Here is a 15,949-nt window from a genome sequence, read left to right as displayed (position 1 = left end):
CGTTTTCAATTCGTGGGAAATGTCTCACGCGGCCTTGCGCGCGCCGGCATCGGCCTGCGCCAGCGCCTGGCTGAGATCCGCCAGGATATCGTCGGGATGCTCGATCCCGACCGAGAGGCGGACGTAGCCGGGCGTAACGCCCGCGGCGAGTTGCTCGGCCGAGGTGAGTTGCTGATGCGTCGTCGATGCCGGATGAATGGCCAGCGAGCGGGCGTCGCCGATATTGGCGACGTGATAGAACAGTTTTAGCGCATCGATGAAGCGCCGCCCGGCTTCCACGCCACCCTTCAGCTCGAAGCCGACCAGCCCGCCATAGCCGCCCTTCAGATAGACATCGGCCCTGCGCCGGTTCTCCCCGTTCTGCAAGCCGGGGAAGATCACGTTCGACACCGAGGCGTGCTTGGAGAGGAAGTTCGCGACCTTGACCGCGTTCTCGTTGTGCTGGCGGATGCGCAGCGGCAGGGTTTCGAGCCCCTGGATGAACTGGAAGGCATTCTGCGGCGCGATCGATGCACCGAGGTCGCGCAGTAGCTTGACGCGGGCGCGCAGGATGTAGGCGATCGGGCCAAGCGGCTTCGCCGCCTCGGTCCAGATGGCGCCGTGATAGGCCTCATCAGGCGTGTTCAGCAGCGGAAAGCGATCCGCGTGCGCGGCCCAGTCGAAATTGCCGCCGTCGACGATGGCGCCGCCGATCGCAGTGCCGTGGCCACCGATATATTTGGTCGTGGAATAGACCACCACCGCGGCACCATGCTCGAACGGACGCGCGATCAGTGGCGAGGCCGTATTGTCGAGAATGAGCGGTACGCCAAGCGAGCGTCCGATATCCGCGACCTCCTTGATCGGAAAGACATTCAGCTTGGGATTCGGGAGCGTCTCGCCGAAATAGGCCCTTGTCTTCGCATCGGTCGCGCGGCGGAAGTTCTCAGGGTCGGCCGGGTCGACAAACCGGACCTCGATGCCGAATTGCTTCAGGGTCTGCGACAGCAGTGTCCAGGTGCCGCCATAGAGATCGGTCGAGGACACGATGTTGTCGCCGGCCTGGGCGATGTTGAAGATCGCGAAGGCGGAAGCCGTCTGTCCGGAGGCGACAGCGAGGGCAGCTGCACCGCCCTCGAGCGCAGCAAGCCGATCCTCAAACGCCTGCTGGGTCGGATTTCCGATCCGGGTGTAGATCGGGCCTAGCTGCTCGAGCGCGAACAGGCGCGAGGCGTGATCGGTGTTTTCGAACTGGAATGACGTGGTCTGGTAGATTGGAACGGCCACCGCGCCTGTCGCGGGGTCGGCGCGGTACGATCCACCATGCAACGCGAGCGTCTCGAAGTTCCGGGTCTCCAACGCCATCTGCAATTACCTTTCGATCTCGAGAGAGCGCATCGTGCGCGGCAAGCCGTGCTTGTCGTCGAAAAGGATGCGGTCGGATTCCGCGGCTGTCGAGCCGGTCGGAGAAATAGCGATGCGCGTGCTGCAACGACGCCGCTTTGTGATGCGTTTGTTTCCGGTCCTTCGTTGAATTGGAAACAAACTCGCTCGCGCAAAATGATAAAAAATGGTCACGCGAAGCGGATCGGCTTCGCAATTGATGATCGGGCCCAGACCATGACGAGACCGCGCGAGCTGCGCTTCAACGCTTTCAACATGACCGCGCCGAGCCACAATTGGGCCGGCCTCTGGTCTCATCCGCGCGATGCGTCGATCGACTACAACACGCTCGAATATTGGGCCGACTACGCCAGGACCGCGGAGCGCGGGCTGCTCGACGGCATCTTCCTGGCCGATGTGTTCGGCGTGTACGACGTCTATAGCGGCAATGCCGATGCCGCCGCGTTACATGCCGTGCAGCTTCCCAACGCGGATCCGACGCTGCTCGTGTCCGCCATGGCACTCGTCACCCACCATCTCGGCTTCGGCATCACCTCGAACCTGACGTTCGAACATCCCTATCAATTGGCCCGCACGTTTTCGACACTCGATCACATCACCAACGGCAGGATCGGCTGGAACATCGTCACCGGCTATCTCAACAGCGGCGCGCGCGGCATGGGCCTGCCAGCCAACCGCGCCCATGACGACCGCCATGACGCGGCCGAGGACTTTCTCACCGCAACCTACAAGCTGTGGGAAGGAAGCTGGGAGGACGACGCCGTTCGCCGGGACCGCGACCGCCGCATTTTCACGGATCCAGCGAAGCTCCATCGGGTGCGGCACGACGGCCCTTATTTCAAGGTCGACGGCATCCATCTCGCCGAGCCCTCGCCGCAGCGAACGCCGTTGCTGTATCAGGCCGGCACCTCGAAGCGCGGCCGCGCCTTCGCGGCCCAGCATTCGGAAGCGATCTTTCTCAATGGCCAGACCAAGCCCATCCTTGCGCGCGCCGTGCGCGAGATCCGGCAGGCAGCCAGGGCCTATGGCCGCGATCCCTATGACATCCGCCTGTTTGCCGGCGCGACCGTGATCGTGGCGCCGACCCGTGCCGAGGCGAACGATCTGCTCGAGGATTACGCGCAGCATGTCGACCAGACCGGCCAGCTCGCCCTGTTGTCGGGCTGGACCGGCATCGACTTCTCGACCTATCGGCCCGACCAGCCGATCGAGTATGTCGAGAGCAACGCCATTCAGTCGATGGTCGAGAATTTTACGGTGCGGAGCGACCGGCCGGTCAAGGTCGGCGACCTCGCGAGGCTAAGCCGCGCCGGCGCCCGTTCGCCCTTCGTGGTCGGCTCGCCGCAGGACGTCGCCGACGAACTGATCGCCTGGGCGGATGAGACCGACGTCGACGGCTTCAACCTGTTCCGCCTGGTCGCGCCGGAATCGCTGAACGCCTTCGTCGATCTCGTGGTCCCGGAGCTGCAATCGCGCGGCGTCTACAAGACCGCCTATCGCGAGGGAACGCTGCGCGAAAAGCTGTTCCCGGGACGCGGCCCGCGACTGCACAGCACGCATCCCGGCGCGAGTTTCCGACGCCTGCCGACCAGCGCGGCAGACGTTCGCCAAGTCGACGCTGCCGAATAGCGGCCCGATCGACCCGGGGCGCTACCACGCATCGGCCATCGCAAGCAGAACGGCTCTTCACGACAGTCTTTTCTGGTCGAGATAGGGCTTTCCGCCTCGCGAATGCTGCACCCGTCCTCCGCGCGGCTCGATGACGGGCAATTCGGCAAGTGCATTCACGACGTGATACATCGTCGGGCAGATCGCTCCACGCGGCGTGTTCCGTCGGACGAGGACGCGGCCTGCGCGACAGGCGCAATGCGCAAATCGGTCACGGACAGTTCAAGAGAGCGAAAGCCCATCCAGCCGGCAGTGCAAACCTGGACGCCGTCGCTTTGCCGGGGTGCATCGACCTCGGCGGCGGCGTCGCCACCATCGGCGCGGCGATCTCCGCGGGTCTTGCGGTGGCGGCGCTCGGGCGACGCGTCGCTCCTGCCGATACAATCGATGTCGGCGCGCAATTGGGGCCGCCAGCGCTTCCGTCGCGCGACGTGGTGCTGCATGCAAGTCCCGGGGATCAGCAGACCAAACATTCCCTGAGAACCCTGACGGCTGCGATCCGGGCCACTGCGGCCAAGCACTAGCTGCAATCTGCCGCGCACCCGCGGTCCTGCCGGTCAGACAACTCCATTCTTCATGCGCGGCGCACAGGAGAATGTTCGTTCCTTTCCGCGCCAGATGGTCCCGATCGAATACAGCCTGGCGCGTCTCGCCGGCACGCTTCAGATCGACCCCGCTTTGCTCGAACTCGACAAGCCCCTGCCGGAGCCTCTGCCGCTACCGGTCAACGCCAACCACACCATGTTCCAGGGCACCGTCAACATCGCCCGCCGCGGCAATCTGACCGTCCGCCAACTGATCCGCGCGCTCGGCGGCGGCGTCGGCCACCGGATCATCGTCGGCACACCGGAGCAGATCGCCGACGATATCGAGGCCTGGTTCAAGGCCAGCGCTGCCGACGGCTTCAACCTGATGCCGGACGTTCTGCCCACGGGGCTGGAGACCTTCGTCGATACCGTCGTCCCGATCCTGCAAGGACGCGGATTGTTCCGGACCGAATACACCGGCACGACATTGCGCGACCATTTTGGACTGACGCGGCCGGCGAACCGCTTCGCGAAGCGAGCGCCGGAGGTCGCGTCGGCCTGATTTACGCAAGGGACCGGGCGAACTTCTCGGAAGGCCCGGTCGACTGCCTCGTCCGGACACGGGGGATAATCTCCTCCGCAAACCGCCGCATCTCGGCCTCGAACGGCTGGAACTGCAGCATGAAGAGCCCGATGCCGGCGGCATGGAACGCCTCGATGCGCGCCGCGACCTCGTCGTAACTGCCGACCAGCCCCGCGGCGGTGCCGCCATTGCTGCCGACCCCGAGCGTCTTCTGCATGGTCTAAGCTCGTTCCGCTCGAAGCCGCGCAGGCGCCACGGGCGCTCGACGACGTCGACTTCGCCGCCATTCAGGGCAATTTCGCGATCTTCAGCGGGTTGAAGCTGACCAACGCCTTCGCGCTCGAGAAGATGACGACGCCCTACATCAACGTGCTGGCGGTAAAGAAGAGCAACGCAAATGCCGAGTGGGCTCAGGACATCGTCGCCGGCTACAAATCGCCGACGTTCAAGACGGCGATCCTGGCTGACCGTTTCTATGACGGCTTCACCCTGCCCGACTACATGAAGTGAGCGGAACGCATGTTCGAGTTCACGCTGGAATGGGCCAGCCGCCGTTCCGTTGCCCAGCGCGCGATCGACGCGCGGGCGGTCACCGACCGGCTCCGCTTCCGCGAGGCCGTTATCTTCCCGGGAGTCCCGCTGCTCACCTTCCTCTTCGCACTGGGCGTCATGACGGGCGCGCATTTGCACGGGCAGACCGAGCGAGCGCTGCTGTCTGCGGCGTTCGCAGGCATGAGCGTGGGGATGGGCATGCCCATGCTCTATCCAAAGTCGGCATCCTGTCACAGATCACCGAATCCCGGGTCCGCAGCACAGCTCCGGCATGCCGACGTGCTCGCGCTCCTGACGGCTGACTAGCAGCCAAGCCATGCTTCTGTTCCGGCAACGGACATCAAAATCATCCATCGCCGCCAAACGCCGTGGAATTTTCCAGCCGCGCTGGCGACGAGACCAGCACGATTCAACCAAACTGATTCCGATCAACGTGTAGCAATGTTCAACGCCATCCCCGCCGTGATAGCTTTTCCGGGTTCTCGCCCTACACCGTCGTCCGGAGTGAACATGAGCTACGTCATCTCGCTGCAGTCAGGCTTTGTTCGGTTGATCGAACAAGCACGCGGATGGTTCCGGCGCTCGCTGCGGCCGCAGACAGGCGGCCCGGACACCCCGCAGGACGACCTTTACGAGATTTTCCTGTTCGGGCCTCACGGCTGACAATTCCGCGCAAGTGCCAGCCCTGCGCCTTCCCTGACACAAAGGTAACACGACATGACCGACGCTGCGCTGCAGCTCGCCGAGACCGGCCGCCGCCTCGATGCCATCGACCGCAAGATCCTGACGGTGCTTCAGGAGGACGCCTCGCTCTCGGTGGCCGAGATCGGCGACCGGGTCGGCCTGTCGTCCACGCCGTGCTGGAAGCGCATTCAACGGCTGGAAGCCGACGGCGTCATCCTCAAGCGCGTCGCGCTGGTCGACCAGAACAAGATCGGGCTCGGCCTTTCGGTTTTCGTTTCCGTGGAGAGCGCGGATCACTCCGATGCGTGGCTGAAGCGTTTCGCCGAGGCGGTCCGCGCCATGCCCGAGGTGATGGAATTTTACCGGATGGCCGGCGATGTCGACTACATGCTGCGCGTCGTGATCCCCGACATGCAGAGCTACGACGTGTTCTACAAGAAGCTGATCCACGCCGTTCCGCTCAAGAACGTCACCTCGCGCTTCGCGATGGAGAAGATCAAATCGATCACGGCGCTGCCGATCCCGCCAGTCCCGGTGGAGTGAATGCCGGGCCCGCGCCAGGCAACGAATTCACCAATCGCGCATCAAAGAAGCCCTGATCCTTCATCGACGACACCGCGGATCCGCTCGTGTCCGGTCGGATTGGAGTGCCCGAGAGCGCGGGCAAGGACGCGTCCGATCGCCTCGGCCTGCGATGCGTTGCCGCGCCAGGCCACGATCTGGTCGGGACGTATCAGGGCGAAGTCGGCGTCATAGAGAGCGCGCAGGGATCCCGGCAGCGTCACAAGCTTCACGTCGGCCCTGAGCGTGCGGACGGCCTCGGCGAGCGGAGCGTGAGCCGGGGTGACCTCGCCGAACTGGAGCAGTGTCCATTCGAACCCGAACAGATCATACAAGGACACGCCGTCTTCCAGCCATGCATGCGGCGCGCGGCCGCCGGGACAAGCGCTCGGAACGTAGACATTCGCTGCATCGGGCGGGGGCGTGCTGCCATCGGACACGATGATCGGCGAGCCGTCATAACGTCCGCCGAAGGTGACGCCTGGGATATTGAATTCGGCACGCGCGTGTCGTTCGAGATAGGTACCCGCGGCCCGCCGTGCCTCGCGCCCTGCATCCGTGTCGTTTTCGATCTCCGGCGCGGGCGCGAACAGACCAAGGGAGTCCGCAAAGCGCCGCGCATAATCGGTGTTGCGGAGCGCCACCGGGCGCCGCTCGATCTCGTAGCTGTCGAGTAGCGCGGACGGACTCACGCCCTTGAGGACACTTGCGAGCTTCCAGCCGAGATTGACGGCATCCTCGATCGCAGTGTTGTAGCCGAGCCCGCCGGTCGGCGTGAACAGATGCGCCGCATCGCCGCCGAGAAACACCCTGCCCCGCTGCATGCCATTTGCAACCAGCGCATGGCCCGCTGTCCAGGTCAGGAACGACAGCACCTCGCAATCGATCGGCGCGCCGCAGGCACGCTGGAACGCGGCTTTGGCATCGTTGATCGTGATCGCGCTCTCGTCCTCACCCGGTCGAAGCTGGGTGTGAAACGCGAATTCATCGCGGCCGTTGACCGATGCCATGAAGGCGCGGCGGTCGCAGTTGAAGCAATTATACATCCACGCCTTGGCGTGCGGGATGCTCGCATAAAACTCCGGCGCACGGAGATAGACCGCCAGCATGCGGCCGCCCATGAAATCGCGCTGCGTTCCGGTCTCGCCGCCATAGACGATGCCAAGCGACTGCCGCACCATCGAGCGCGGCCCGTCGGCGCCAACCAGGAAGCCGGCCCGGACCTGGAAGCGATGACCATCGTCGCGACGTTCGATGTCGGCAACGATGCCGTCATCGCCTTCGACGTAGCCGATCAGCCGATGACCGTAGTTGAGGTTTATTCCGGAAAGCCGTTCGGCGTGCCGGCGCAGCACCGCCTCGACATATTTCTGCGAAACCCGATGCGGCAGCTCCGCCGCGCTCCAGGACCCGGACATGCCCTTGATGAGCTCACCCGCGCGTGACGATGACGGCAACGCAAAGCGCGCCAGCTCGTAGCCGGCATAACGGGTGAAATAGGCAACGTCGGTCGGATAATCGGCGGGCAGGCCTTCGCGCCTGATCTCGTCGGCAAAGCCCAGCCGACGATAATGCTCCATCGAGCGCGCCTGGGTCGCATTGGCTTGAGGATTGAATGCGGTGCCTGGCTTCTCGTCGACCAGGATCGAGCAGACGCCGCGCCGGCCGAGTTCATTGGCCAGCATCAGCCCGCAAGGCCCCCCACCCACGATAAGCACCGAGGCCGTCAGACGCGTTTCCACGACGCTTCTCCTTACCAGCATCCTGTATGGTAAGGTTACCTGACTAATTCGTCAAGCTGCCTGACTAATAGACATCGCCGAGCGTGTCGAACCTCTCGCCATAGACCGCCAGCCCCTTCAGGATCGCGTCCATCGCGGGCTTGCCGAGCTCGGCGCGCATCTCCTGCTCGGCGATGTCGACCGCGTCGCGGAATGCATCGAGCCATTTGCGCCCGGCCGGCGTGAACATGACGATGCGCGCGCGCCGGTCGGTCGGATCGGCGATGCGGTCGACGAGGCCGAGCTCGGCACATTGATCGACCAGCTCGCCCATCGCCTGCTTGCTCATGGATGCGCGGCGGGCGAGCTCGGTGAGCCGCGTCCCCTCCACGTCGAGGTTGCGGGTCAGACTGACATGGGCGATGCGCGTCTCGTCGTGGCCTTTCTCGCTCATCAGTTCGAGCACGCGGCCCTCGAAGCGGCGCACTGCGTTGTTGAGCAGCCGACCGATATTGGCATGCCGCCACGCCGTGCCGGATGTCCTGGCTTTCAATGGATCTGCTTTCCGAATCGACCGATCGAGATCGCGCAAGGCTAACACATGAGGCCGCAGCCGGCGTTCATGAGAACGCCGCCTGCCATGGCGTGTTTCGAGCGGTCTCGGCAGTGGGCGACGTCCTACTGCGAGCGATCCGAGGTCCAGCCCTTGTACTCCGCGACGTTGTCCCTGGTTACGAGCTTGGACGGCAAGAGCTCGACGGTGGAGGCCGGTTTCTGGCCGTCGAGAATGCCGACGCCGACCTGCACGGCCCGCCGCGCCATGAAGAACGGGTCCTGCGAAGCGGAGGCCTGGATCTGCGGCGACTGCGGATCCTTCAGCGCGGCCTCGATGTCGGGTGCGCCGTCGACCGCGGTGATAATGATGCCCGTGCGGTTCTGCTGGCGTGCCGCAAGATCGGTACCGATCGCCTGTGGATCGTTGATGGCGAAGATGGCGTCGATCTTGGGGAAGCGCGTCAGATAGCCCTGCGCCACGTTGAGACCGCCTTCGCGCGAGCCCTTGCCGTCCTGGTCGCTGGACAGCACCTTGATGCCGGGATTCTTCGAGAAGACATTCTTGCAGCCGACGACGCGGTCGATCACGGCGGAGACCTGCGGCCCGTTCTCGATGACGACGTCGCCTTTGCCTCCCAGTTTGTCGATGATGTACTGGCAGGAGATCTCGCCGGCCTGCACGTTGTTGGTCGTCACGGTGGCATCGGCGCCTTCGGCCGCGGTGTCGACCGCGACGACAACGATGCCTGCCGCCTGCGCCTTCTTGATCGCCGGACCGATCGCCTTGGGATCGCCCGGGTTCAGCAGGATCAGATCCACACCGGCAGCAATGAAATTGTCGATCTGGGTGACCTGCTTGCCGAGATCGTATTCGAAGCCGACCGCCGTGATCTTCACATTGGGATTGGTCTTCCTGGCCTCGAACTCGGCGCCCTTCGACAGCGCGACGAAGAACGGGTTGCCCATCGAACCGAGCGAGACGCCGATCGACTTGAGCTCCTTGGCGAAGGATGGCGCGGTGCTTAGGGCGAGCGCCATGGCAGCGCCGGCGAACGTGATCGTCTTCAACATTGGCTTCCTCCCTGGTCTGTCTTCATCCCCGGCACGGCAGACCAGTTGCCGCAACGGAACATCGCATCACGTTCTGGCCGACCCTTGCAGGCGGTAGCGGTCGAGCGCCACGGCGCCGATGATGACGAGGCCCTTGATCACATATTGCCAGATGTCGGAGACGCCGATGAGGATCAGGCCGTTCGACAGCACCGCGATGATCAACGCGCCGACCAGCGTGCCCCAGATCGAGCCGATGCCGCCGACGAACGAGGTGCCACCCAGGATCACGGCGGTGATCGCGTCGAGCTCATAGGACTGGCCGAGCTGCAGACCATTGGCCGCATAGAGGCGCGCCGCCTGCATCGCGCCGCCGAGCCCGGCGAACAGTCCCGAGACGCCGTAGACGAAGATCAGCACGGCCCGGACCTTGATGCCGGCAAGCCGCGCCGCGCTTTCGTTGCCGCCCACCGCATAGATGTGCACGCCGAGCACGGTCCGGCGCAGCACCAGCCACGAGACGAAGATGACGAACAGGGCGATCACCGAGAGCCACGGGATCGACGCGACGCCTGGAACGAGCGTCAGCGAGCCGTTGCCGATGAACGCATAGGGAATGGAAGGATTGAACACGGTGGTATCGGCGCCGAGCAGTCGCGCCAGACCGCGCACGGCGGTGAGCGAGCCGAGCGTCACGATGAAAGGCGGCAGGCGCAGGAGCGCGATCAGCGCGCCGTTGACGAGGCCGAAGCCAAGGCCGGTGAGCAGCGCGGCCGGCAGCCACAGCATGCCAAGCTCCGGCAGCTTGGAGAGCGTCAACCCGGCCATCGCGGAGGCCGCCAGGATCGAGCCGACCGAGAGGTCGATGCCGCCGGTGAGGATGACAAAGGTCATGCCGGCGGCGAGCACGGTGTTCACCGCGGCCTGCTGCAACACGATGCCGAGATTTTGCCCGGTGAAGAAGCGCCCCTCGGACAGCATGTGGAAACCGATACAGAGAATCAGCAGCACCGGCAGCATGCCGAGCGCGCTGATCAGCATCCTCACCCGCTGACGCCTCGTCTCTGCGGCCGCACCGTTGGTCGTCGTCGGAGCGGGACTGGCCTTCGAGGCACCGTTGTCAGGCATCGAGATGCTCCATCCCCGTGGCAAGCGCCATGATGTCTTCCTGCGCCAGCGGCGAATGTGGGCCGCGCGTGACTTCGCCGGCGATGTGGCCGGCGCGCATCACGACGACGCGGTCGCAGATGCCGATGATCTCGGGCAGATCGGAGGAGATGACGAGGATCGCCGTGCCGGCCTTGGCCAGATTGTCGATGATCGAATAGATTTCCGACTTGGCGCCGACGTCGACACCGCGCGTCGGCTCGTCGAGGACCAGGACCCTCGGCGCAATGGCGAGAAGCCGCGACAGCAGCACCTTCTGCTGGTTGCCGCCGGACAGGCTGCCTGCGGCGACGCCGACATCGGCAGCGCGGATGCTGAGCCCTGCGAAGGCTCGGTCGGCGCGGTCACGCGCCTTGTCGCGATCCAGGACGCAGCCGAGCTTCGCATCGCGCCCGAGCACGGCGAGATTGATGTTGTCGAGGCACGACATGTCGAGAAACAGGCCGAGCGCCTTCCTGTCTTCCGTCAGGTAAGCGATGCCGGCCGCGAGCGCCTCGCCCGGCGTGCGTATGTCGATCGGGCGTCCCTCCAGCTCGAGGCGGCCTGCAGTCTTCGGCGCCGCGCCGATGATGAGATGCGCAAGCTCGGTGCGGCCGGCGCCGATCAGGCCGGCGAGCCCCACCACCTCGCCTGCATGCACGGTGAGCGAGCAGCCCTTGACGCGGTGCCCGTCAGCCATATCGATCGCCGCAAGCACCGGATGTCCCCGTCCCGCTTCGGCATCGTGCTCCTTCTTGTAGAACGAGGAGACATCGCGCCCGACCATCATGCGGACGATGGTGTCGGCGCGGATGTCCTGCTTGTCGAGCGAGCCGACCAGCCGGCCGTCGCGCAGCACCGTGACGCGGTCGCCGAGCGCGTAGACCTCGTCCATGCGATGCGAGATGTAGATGATGGCAAGCCCCTCGGCGCGAAGCTGGCGGATCAGCGCGAACAGCCGCTCGCTTTCGGCGGCTGACAGCGAGGTTGTCGGCTCGTCCATGATCAGGATCTTTGATCTGGCGTGCAGCGCTCGGGCGATCTCGACCAATTGCCGCTGGCCCATGGACAGGTGCGCCACCAGCGTCGATGGCAGGAAGTCTGCGCCGAGCCGCGTCAGTATGGGCCCGACGCCCTCACGCATCTCGCCGCGGGCCAGCAAGCCTGCATGCGATAGCTCCCGCCCCAGATAGATATTCTCGGCAACGCTGAGATTGGGCGCCAGCGACAGCTCCTGATAGATGATGGAAATGCCCGCCGCGCGGCCGCCGAGCGGACCTTCGATCCGGACCGGATGTCCTTCGATGCGGACCTCGCCGCCGGGATCAGGCCGGTAGGCGCCGGACAGGATCTTCATCAGCGTCGACTTGCCGGCGCCGTTCTCTCCCATCAAAGCATGAATTTCGCCGGCATAGACGGTGAGATCGACGGCACGCAGCGCCTTGATGCCGAAGAAGGATTTCGAGACCCCGCGCATCTCGAGGATCGGATCGTCCATCGTGCCTCCCGACGCACAATGCGTTTCCTACCCGCGTCTCAATTGGCTGTCAGCGCGGTTCACGCATTAAACAAAAGGCCGCGGCACAGGGCAATACCGAACACACGGAAACGCAACATCGAAGCGGCGCTAGTGGCGCGGCCGATACAGTTCGCGCCAGGCGGGAAGCCGCTCGGCATAAGCAGCGACCAGCTCAGTGTCGGGTTCGAAGGTCTCGATGCGCTGCGGCCGCGTGCACACGGCGGCGACCGCCTCACCGGTGACAGCAAGCCGCCCCAATCTCGCCGCACCGAACGCCGCGCCGGTCTCGCCTCCGGCAAAACGATGGACCGGAACATTCAGCACGCTCGCCAGCAGCGAGAGCCAGAACGGGGACCGCGAACCGCCACCAATGGCATCGGCCTCCGCAATCGCGATGCCGGCATCGGCGAGCGCGTCGCGGCAGTCGGCCAGCGCGAAGGCAACGCCTTCGAGCACGGCCTGCACGATACTCCCGCGATCGGTGCCATGGCTCAAGCCGTCGAGCATACCCCGGACGAAGGGATCGTCATGCGGCGTCCGCTCGCCGGCGAGATAAGGCAGGAAGCTCACCGGAGACGGCGCCCGCGGGTGCGATCCAAGCGGCGCCAGCAACTCGGCCTCGCTGGCGCCAAACAGGCGCGCGATCCAGGCGAGGCAGGAGGCGGCCGAAAGAATCGCACCGGCCTGAATCCACATGCCGGGAATGGCGTGACAGAATGTATGCACCGCGCGATCCGGGTTGGCGGCGATGGCGCTGGTCGGCGCCAGCAAGGCCCCCGAAGTTCCCAACGACACGAATGCGGTTCCAGGCTGGATCGCGCCGATGCCGACGGCGCCCGCCGGATTGTCGCCGGCGCCGCCCGCGATCACGGGCTGCCCGCGCATGCCCCAACGCCGGGCGAGTTCTCCCCGCAGTCCTGCTGCGGGCGCGCATCCCTCGACCAGACGCGGCATGTGATCGCGCGACAGGCCGGTCGCCGCCAATGCGGCGTCCGACCAGTCCCGGCGCGCGGCGTCGAGCCACAGCGATCCCGATGCATCCGAGACGTCCTCGACGGCCTCGCCCGATAGCACCAGGCGCAAATAGGCCTTTGGCAGCAGAACGAGCTTGGTCGCCGCAAATGCTTCAGGCTCGTGCGTCGCAATCCACAACAGCTTCGGCGCGGTGAAGCCCGGCATCGCCTTGTTGCCCGTGGTCGCACGCAAGGCAGGCCAGCGTCGTTCCAGAATACGACACTCTGCGGCCGCGCGTCCGTCGTTCCAGAGGATGCAGGGCCGGAGCGGCTTTCCGCTCGCATCGACCAGCGTGGCACCATGCATCTGGCCGGACAGTCCGATGCCTTCGACGGCCGCCAACGCACCGGCATGGCTCGCCTTCAGAGCATCCAGCGTGGCAAAGGCCGCATCGATCCATTGCGCAGGGTCCTGCTCGTAATGGCCCGCTTGCGGCGAGACCGTCGCAAGCGGCCGGCTCTCGCTTGCGATCACGCGCTGGGTATCGTCGACGAGAACGGTCTTGACCGCGGAAGTCCCGAGATCGATGCCGAGATACATGGATGCTCTCCGCTCACTTCGCCGTGTCGATCCAGATGCCCGGCGGCGAATGCTCGCGAATATAGCTGACCAGGAAGTCGGAAAAGACCCTGATCTTGGCGGGCAGCCTGACGCGGTTCTGATAGGCGATGTTCATGGTGAGCAACGGCAGCTCCCAGCCCATCAGCACCGGCACCAGCCGGCCGGCCGCGATGTCGCTCTGCACGATGTAGAGCGGCTGGATCAGGATGCCGAGCCCTGCACGCGCCGCGCCGCAGATGATCTGGCCGTCATTGCTGTCGAGCGTCGGCGCAACCCGGATCGTCTGCGTCGTGCTGCCCTTGCTCAGCCGCAACGAATAGGGATCGTTGGCGAGATTGTAGATCAGCATGTTGTGGCGGGCGAGATCGGCGGGCTGCTCCGGCCGGCCGTGCTTCTCCAGATAGGACGGAGCAGCCGCGAGCACGCGGTGCATCTGGCCGATGCGCCGGACGACGATGTTGGAATCCGGCTCGTGCTCGCGCGTGCGGATCGCGACGTCGATGCCGGCCTCGATGAAATCAAGATAGCGGTTCGCGCTGATGATCTGCACGCTGAGATCGGGATAGAGCGCGCGGAAGGCCGGCAGCATCGGCGCGAGATAGATCATCGCGAAGGACAGCGAAGACGTCACGCGCAGCATGCCCTTTGGCGACAGCGCGCGGTCGGAAACGGCATCCTCGGCTTCGGCGAGTTCGTTCAGAAGCGTGCTGCAGCGCTGCAACAGCTCCTGCCCTGCCTCGGTCAGCCATTGCCGGCGCGTGTTGCGCTCGATCAGCCGGACCGCAAGCCGCTCCTCCAGCGCGCTGAGATGGCGGCTGGCGGCCGCGTTCGACATCCGCAGGATTTCGGCAGCCTTGGACAGGCTGCCGAGCTCGGCGGTTTTGGAGAAGACTTCGAGTTGGAGCAGCCGGTCCATTTTTGCAGAATACGGAAAAGAGACTTGCGAAGATTGTCCTTTATTTCCGATTTCTGCAAGGCAAAATAGCCTCAACAAAGCACAATGGCAGGCGAGGAAATCAGGAAATGTCGGGCCCGATCAGGCACATCGTGATGTGGCGGCTGCGCGGGGAGACCCCCGAGGAGCGGTCCGCCGCCCGGGTCAAGGTCAAAACCCTGTTCGAGGGTCTCAAGGGGCGGATCGACGGCCTCACCCATATCGAAGTCGGCATGGACGTCAGCGCGGTCGACTATGCCTGCGACGTGGTGCTGTTCTCCGAGTTTACCAACCAGGCTGCGCTTGCGGCCTATGCCAACCACCCGGAACATTTGCGCGTTCGCGAGGCGCTCGGCGACTTGCGGATCGGACGCTTCCAGGTCGATTATCCCATCAAAGAGACCGGCGCATGATCGGTTCGTTCACCTTTGAAAACCTGCCCTGCCGCGTCGTGTTCGGCAGCGGAACGCTGGCGAGCGCGAAAGCCGAGATCGAGCGGCTCGGCGGCAGGCGCGCGCTGGTGCTGACGACGCCGCAGCAGGAGGCGCAAGGAAAGAGCCTCGGGACCGCGCTCGGCCCGCTCTATGCCGGCATCTTTCCCGGCGCGACCATGCACACGCCGGTCGAGGTTACCGAGCGCGCGCTCGTCGCGATGAAAGCGTTCGAGGCTGACTGCGTCGTCTCGCTCGGCGGCGGTTCGACCACGGGGCTCGGCAAGGCGCTGGCCTTGCGCACCGGCGTCAACCAGCTCTGCATCCCCACCACCTATGCCGGCTCGGAGATGACGCCGATCGTTGGCCAGACCGAGAACGGCCTGAAAACCACTGTCCGCGATGCGGCCGTGCTGCCGGAGACCGTGATCTACGACGTCGATCTCACCTTGACGCTGCCGGCGAGTCTGGCCGCGACATCCGGCATCAACGCGATCGCGCATGCGGTCGAAGCGCTCTATGCGCGCGACACCAATCCTGTGACATCGCTGATGGCGGAAGAAGGCATCCGCGCCCTCGCCCGCGCCCTGCCCGCCATTGCCGTGAAGAGCGACGATCGCGAGGCCCGCACCGAAGCGCTCTATGGCGCCTGGCTGTGCGGCGTCTGCCTCGGCACCGTCGGCATGGCGCTGCATCACAAGCTCTGCCATACGCTCGGCGGCACCTTCGACCTGCCGCATGCCGAGACGCATACTATCGTGCTGCCGCATGCGCTCGCCTACAACGCGCCGGCCGTGCCCGACGCGATGACGCGCATCTCGCGCGCGATCGGTGCTGCCGATGCCTCGCAGGGACTTTTCGAACTTGCCAAGCGGCTGGGTGCGAAGGTTGCACTGCGCGATGTCGGCATGCCCGAGAGCGGCATCGACAAGGCGGCTGATCTTGCCGTCACCAACGCCTACTGGAACCCGCGCCCGCTTGAGCGCAATGCCATCCGCGACCTGATCGCGCGCGCCTGGGCCGGCGAGCCGCCCGGCGCCGTCAAAGCGGCGGCGTAAGA

At 65.1% G+C, this 15,949-nt stretch carries 15 protein-coding genes and 3 pseudogenes; 8 read left to right on the top strand and 10 right to left on the bottom strand.

Annotated elements, in window-relative coordinates:
• Positions 1 to 24 precede the first annotated feature (24 nt).
• Positions 25 to 1,344: an O-acetylhomoserine aminocarboxypropyltransferase/cysteine synthase family protein gene (locus VGR99_RS13330; protein WP_326898824.1), complete on the bottom strand. Its 1,320-nt coding sequence runs from the start codon at positions 1,342 to 1,344 to the stop codon at positions 25 to 27.
• A 255-nt stretch (positions 1,345 to 1,599) separates the two neighbouring features.
• Here VGR99_RS13330 and VGR99_RS13325 point away from each other — a divergent pair, with 255 nt between their 5' ends.
• Complete coding sequence (locus VGR99_RS13325; protein ID WP_326898823.1) at positions 1,600 to 3,012, top strand: LLM class flavin-dependent oxidoreductase; 1,413 nt, start codon at positions 1,600 to 1,602, stop codon at positions 3,010 to 3,012.
• A gap of 155 nt (positions 3,013 to 3,167) precedes the next feature.
• On the opposite strand, the gene VGR99_RS13320 is transcribed toward VGR99_RS13325, so the two are convergent.
• Positions 3,168 to 3,524: a hypothetical protein gene (locus VGR99_RS13320; RefSeq protein WP_326898822.1), complete on the bottom strand. Its 357-nt coding sequence runs from the start codon at positions 3,522 to 3,524 to the stop codon at positions 3,168 to 3,170.
• Positions 3,525 to 3,666: 142 nt separating this feature from the next.
• Here VGR99_RS13320 and VGR99_RS13315 point away from each other — a divergent pair.
• Positions 3,667 to 4,140, top strand: a pseudogene (locus VGR99_RS13315) (LLM class flavin-dependent oxidoreductase); the annotation flags it as partial.
• 1 nt (position 4,141) lies between these two features.
• On the opposite strand, the pseudogene VGR99_RS13310 reads toward VGR99_RS13315, so the two are convergent.
• A pseudogene (locus VGR99_RS13310) lies at positions 4,142 to 4,381 on the bottom strand (alkanesulfonate monooxygenase); the annotation flags it as partial.
• A 2-nt stretch (positions 4,382 to 4,383) separates the two neighbouring features.
• On the opposite strand from VGR99_RS13310, the pseudogene VGR99_RS13305 reads away from it, so the two are divergent.
• The 4 genes and pseudogenes from VGR99_RS13305 to VGR99_RS13290 all read left to right on the top strand — a co-directional run.
• A pseudogene (locus tag VGR99_RS13305) lies at positions 4,384 to 4,671 on the top strand (MetQ/NlpA family ABC transporter substrate-binding protein); the annotation flags it as partial.
• 9 nt (positions 4,672 to 4,680) lie between these two features.
• Positions 4,681 to 5,019, top strand: coding sequence for a hypothetical protein (locus tag VGR99_RS13300; protein ID WP_326898821.1), 339 nt, complete (start codon positions 4,681 to 4,683; stop codon positions 5,017 to 5,019).
• Positions 5,020 to 5,223: 204 nt separating this feature from the next.
• Entirely contained in the window at positions 5,224 to 5,376 is a 153-nt protein-coding gene (locus VGR99_RS13295; protein ID WP_326898820.1) for a hypothetical protein, read from the top strand.
• A gap of 54 nt (positions 5,377 to 5,430) precedes the next feature.
• Positions 5,431 to 5,940 carry an Lrp/AsnC family transcriptional regulator gene (locus tag VGR99_RS13290; protein WP_326898819.1) on the top strand — a complete coding sequence of 170 codons (510 nt, stop codon included), beginning with the start codon at positions 5,431 to 5,433 and terminating at the stop codon, positions 5,938 to 5,940.
• Positions 5,941 to 5,981: 41 nt separating this feature from the next.
• Here the strand turns inward: VGR99_RS13290 and VGR99_RS13285 are convergent, their stop codons facing one another.
• From VGR99_RS13285 to VGR99_RS13255, 7 genes are all read right to left on the bottom strand, one after another.
• Positions 5,982 to 7,721, bottom strand: coding sequence for an FAD-dependent oxidoreductase (locus VGR99_RS13285; RefSeq protein WP_326898818.1), 1,740 nt, complete (start codon positions 7,719 to 7,721; stop codon positions 5,982 to 5,984).
• A gap of 43 nt (positions 7,722 to 7,764) precedes the next feature.
• Entirely contained in the window at positions 7,765 to 8,232 is a 468-nt protein-coding gene (locus VGR99_RS13280) for a MarR family winged helix-turn-helix transcriptional regulator (protein WP_326898817.1), read from the bottom strand.
• 125 nt (positions 8,233 to 8,357) lie between these two features.
• Positions 8,358 to 9,305 carry an ABC transporter substrate-binding protein gene (locus VGR99_RS13275; RefSeq protein WP_326898816.1) on the bottom strand — a complete coding sequence of 316 codons (948 nt, stop codon included), beginning with the start codon at positions 9,303 to 9,305 and terminating at the stop codon, positions 8,358 to 8,360.
• A 66-nt stretch (positions 9,306 to 9,371) separates the two neighbouring features.
• Positions 9,372 to 10,412 (bottom strand): ABC transporter permease subunit, encoded by a 1,041-nt coding sequence (locus VGR99_RS13270; protein ID WP_326898815.1) that lies wholly within the window; start codon positions 10,410 to 10,412, stop codon positions 9,372 to 9,374.
• A complete protein-coding gene (locus VGR99_RS13265) occupies positions 10,405 to 11,928 on the bottom strand; it encodes a sugar ABC transporter ATP-binding protein (RefSeq protein WP_326898814.1) in 1,524 nt (507 codons plus the stop codon). Before VGR99_RS13265 ends, VGR99_RS13270 begins: the two co-directional genes overlap by 8 nt.
• A 129-nt stretch (positions 11,929 to 12,057) precedes the next feature.
• The gene (gene xylB, locus VGR99_RS13260; RefSeq protein ID WP_326898813.1) at positions 12,058 to 13,503 is read right to left on the bottom strand and encodes a xylulokinase; all 1,446 of its coding nucleotides are present in this window, start codon (positions 13,501 to 13,503) and stop codon (positions 12,058 to 12,060) included.
• Positions 13,504 to 13,516: 13 nt separating this feature from the next.
• On the bottom strand, positions 13,517 to 14,440 hold the full coding sequence (locus tag VGR99_RS13255) for a LysR family transcriptional regulator (protein ID WP_326898812.1): 924 nt from the start codon (positions 14,438 to 14,440) through the stop codon (positions 13,517 to 13,519).
• A gap of 107 nt (positions 14,441 to 14,547) precedes the next feature.
• Between VGR99_RS13255 and VGR99_RS13250 the strand changes: the two genes are divergently transcribed.
• Entirely contained in the window at positions 14,548 to 14,871 is a 324-nt protein-coding gene (locus tag VGR99_RS13250) for a Dabb family protein (protein WP_326898811.1), read from the top strand.
• A complete protein-coding gene (locus tag VGR99_RS13245) occupies positions 14,868 to 15,947 on the top strand; it encodes a maleylacetate reductase (RefSeq protein ID WP_326898810.1) in 1,080 nt (359 codons plus the stop codon). The genes VGR99_RS13250 and VGR99_RS13245 overlap by 4 nt, the downstream gene beginning before the upstream one ends.
• The last annotated feature ends 2 nt before the right edge of the window (positions 15,948 to 15,949 follow it).

It is taken from the genome of Bradyrhizobium sp., from assembly GCF_035935975.1.
Lineage (GTDB): Bacteria > Pseudomonadota > Alphaproteobacteria > Rhizobiales > Xanthobacteraceae > Bradyrhizobium.
The sequence above is the reverse complement of the archived record's forward strand: the minus strand, read 5'-3'. Positions and strand labels throughout refer to the sequence as shown.

What these genes read in the sequence shown, in the direction of transcription:
- VGR99_RS13330 (WP_326898824.1), bottom strand. Translation starts at nt 1,344, where the DNA reads ATGGCGTTGGAGACCCGGAACTTCGAGACGCTCGCGTTGCATGGTGGA.
- VGR99_RS13325 (WP_326898823.1), top strand. Translation starts at nt 1,600, where the DNA reads ATGACGAGACCGCGCGAGCTGCGCTTCAACGCTTTCAACATGACCGCG.
- VGR99_RS13320 (WP_326898822.1), bottom strand. Translation starts at nt 3,524, where the DNA reads ATGTTTGGTCTGCTGATCCCCGGGACTTGCATGCAGCACCACGTCGCG.
- VGR99_RS13300 (WP_326898821.1), top strand. Translation starts at nt 4,681, where the DNA reads ATGTTCGAGTTCACGCTGGAATGGGCCAGCCGCCGTTCCGTTGCCCAG.
- VGR99_RS13295 (WP_326898820.1), top strand. Translation starts at nt 5,224, where the DNA reads ATGAGCTACGTCATCTCGCTGCAGTCAGGCTTTGTTCGGTTGATCGAA.
- VGR99_RS13290 (WP_326898819.1), top strand. Translation starts at nt 5,431, where the DNA reads ATGACCGACGCTGCGCTGCAGCTCGCCGAGACCGGCCGCCGCCTCGAT.
- VGR99_RS13285 (WP_326898818.1), bottom strand. Translation starts at nt 7,721, where the DNA reads ATGCTGGTAAGGAGAAGCGTCGTGGAAACGCGTCTGACGGCCTCGGTG.
- VGR99_RS13275 (WP_326898816.1), bottom strand. Translation starts at nt 9,305, where the DNA reads ATGTTGAAGACGATCACGTTCGCCGGCGCTGCCATGGCGCTCGCCCTA.
- VGR99_RS13270 (WP_326898815.1), bottom strand. Translation starts at nt 10,412, where the DNA reads ATGCCTGACAACGGTGCCTCGAAGGCCAGTCCCGCTCCGACGACGACC.
- VGR99_RS13265 (WP_326898814.1), bottom strand. Translation starts at nt 11,928, where the DNA reads ATGGACGATCCGATCCTCGAGATGCGCGGGGTCTCGAAATCCTTCTTC.
- xylB (WP_326898813.1), bottom strand. Translation starts at nt 13,503, where the DNA reads ATGTATCTCGGCATCGATCTCGGGACTTCCGCGGTCAAGACCGTTCTC.
- VGR99_RS13255 (WP_326898812.1), bottom strand. Translation starts at nt 14,440, where the DNA reads ATGGACCGGCTGCTCCAACTCGAAGTCTTCTCCAAAACCGCCGAGCTC.
- VGR99_RS13250 (WP_326898811.1), top strand. Translation starts at nt 14,548, where the DNA reads ATGTCGGGCCCGATCAGGCACATCGTGATGTGGCGGCTGCGCGGGGAG.
- VGR99_RS13245 (WP_326898810.1), top strand. Translation starts at nt 14,868, where the DNA reads ATGATCGGTTCGTTCACCTTTGAAAACCTGCCCTGCCGCGTCGTGTTC.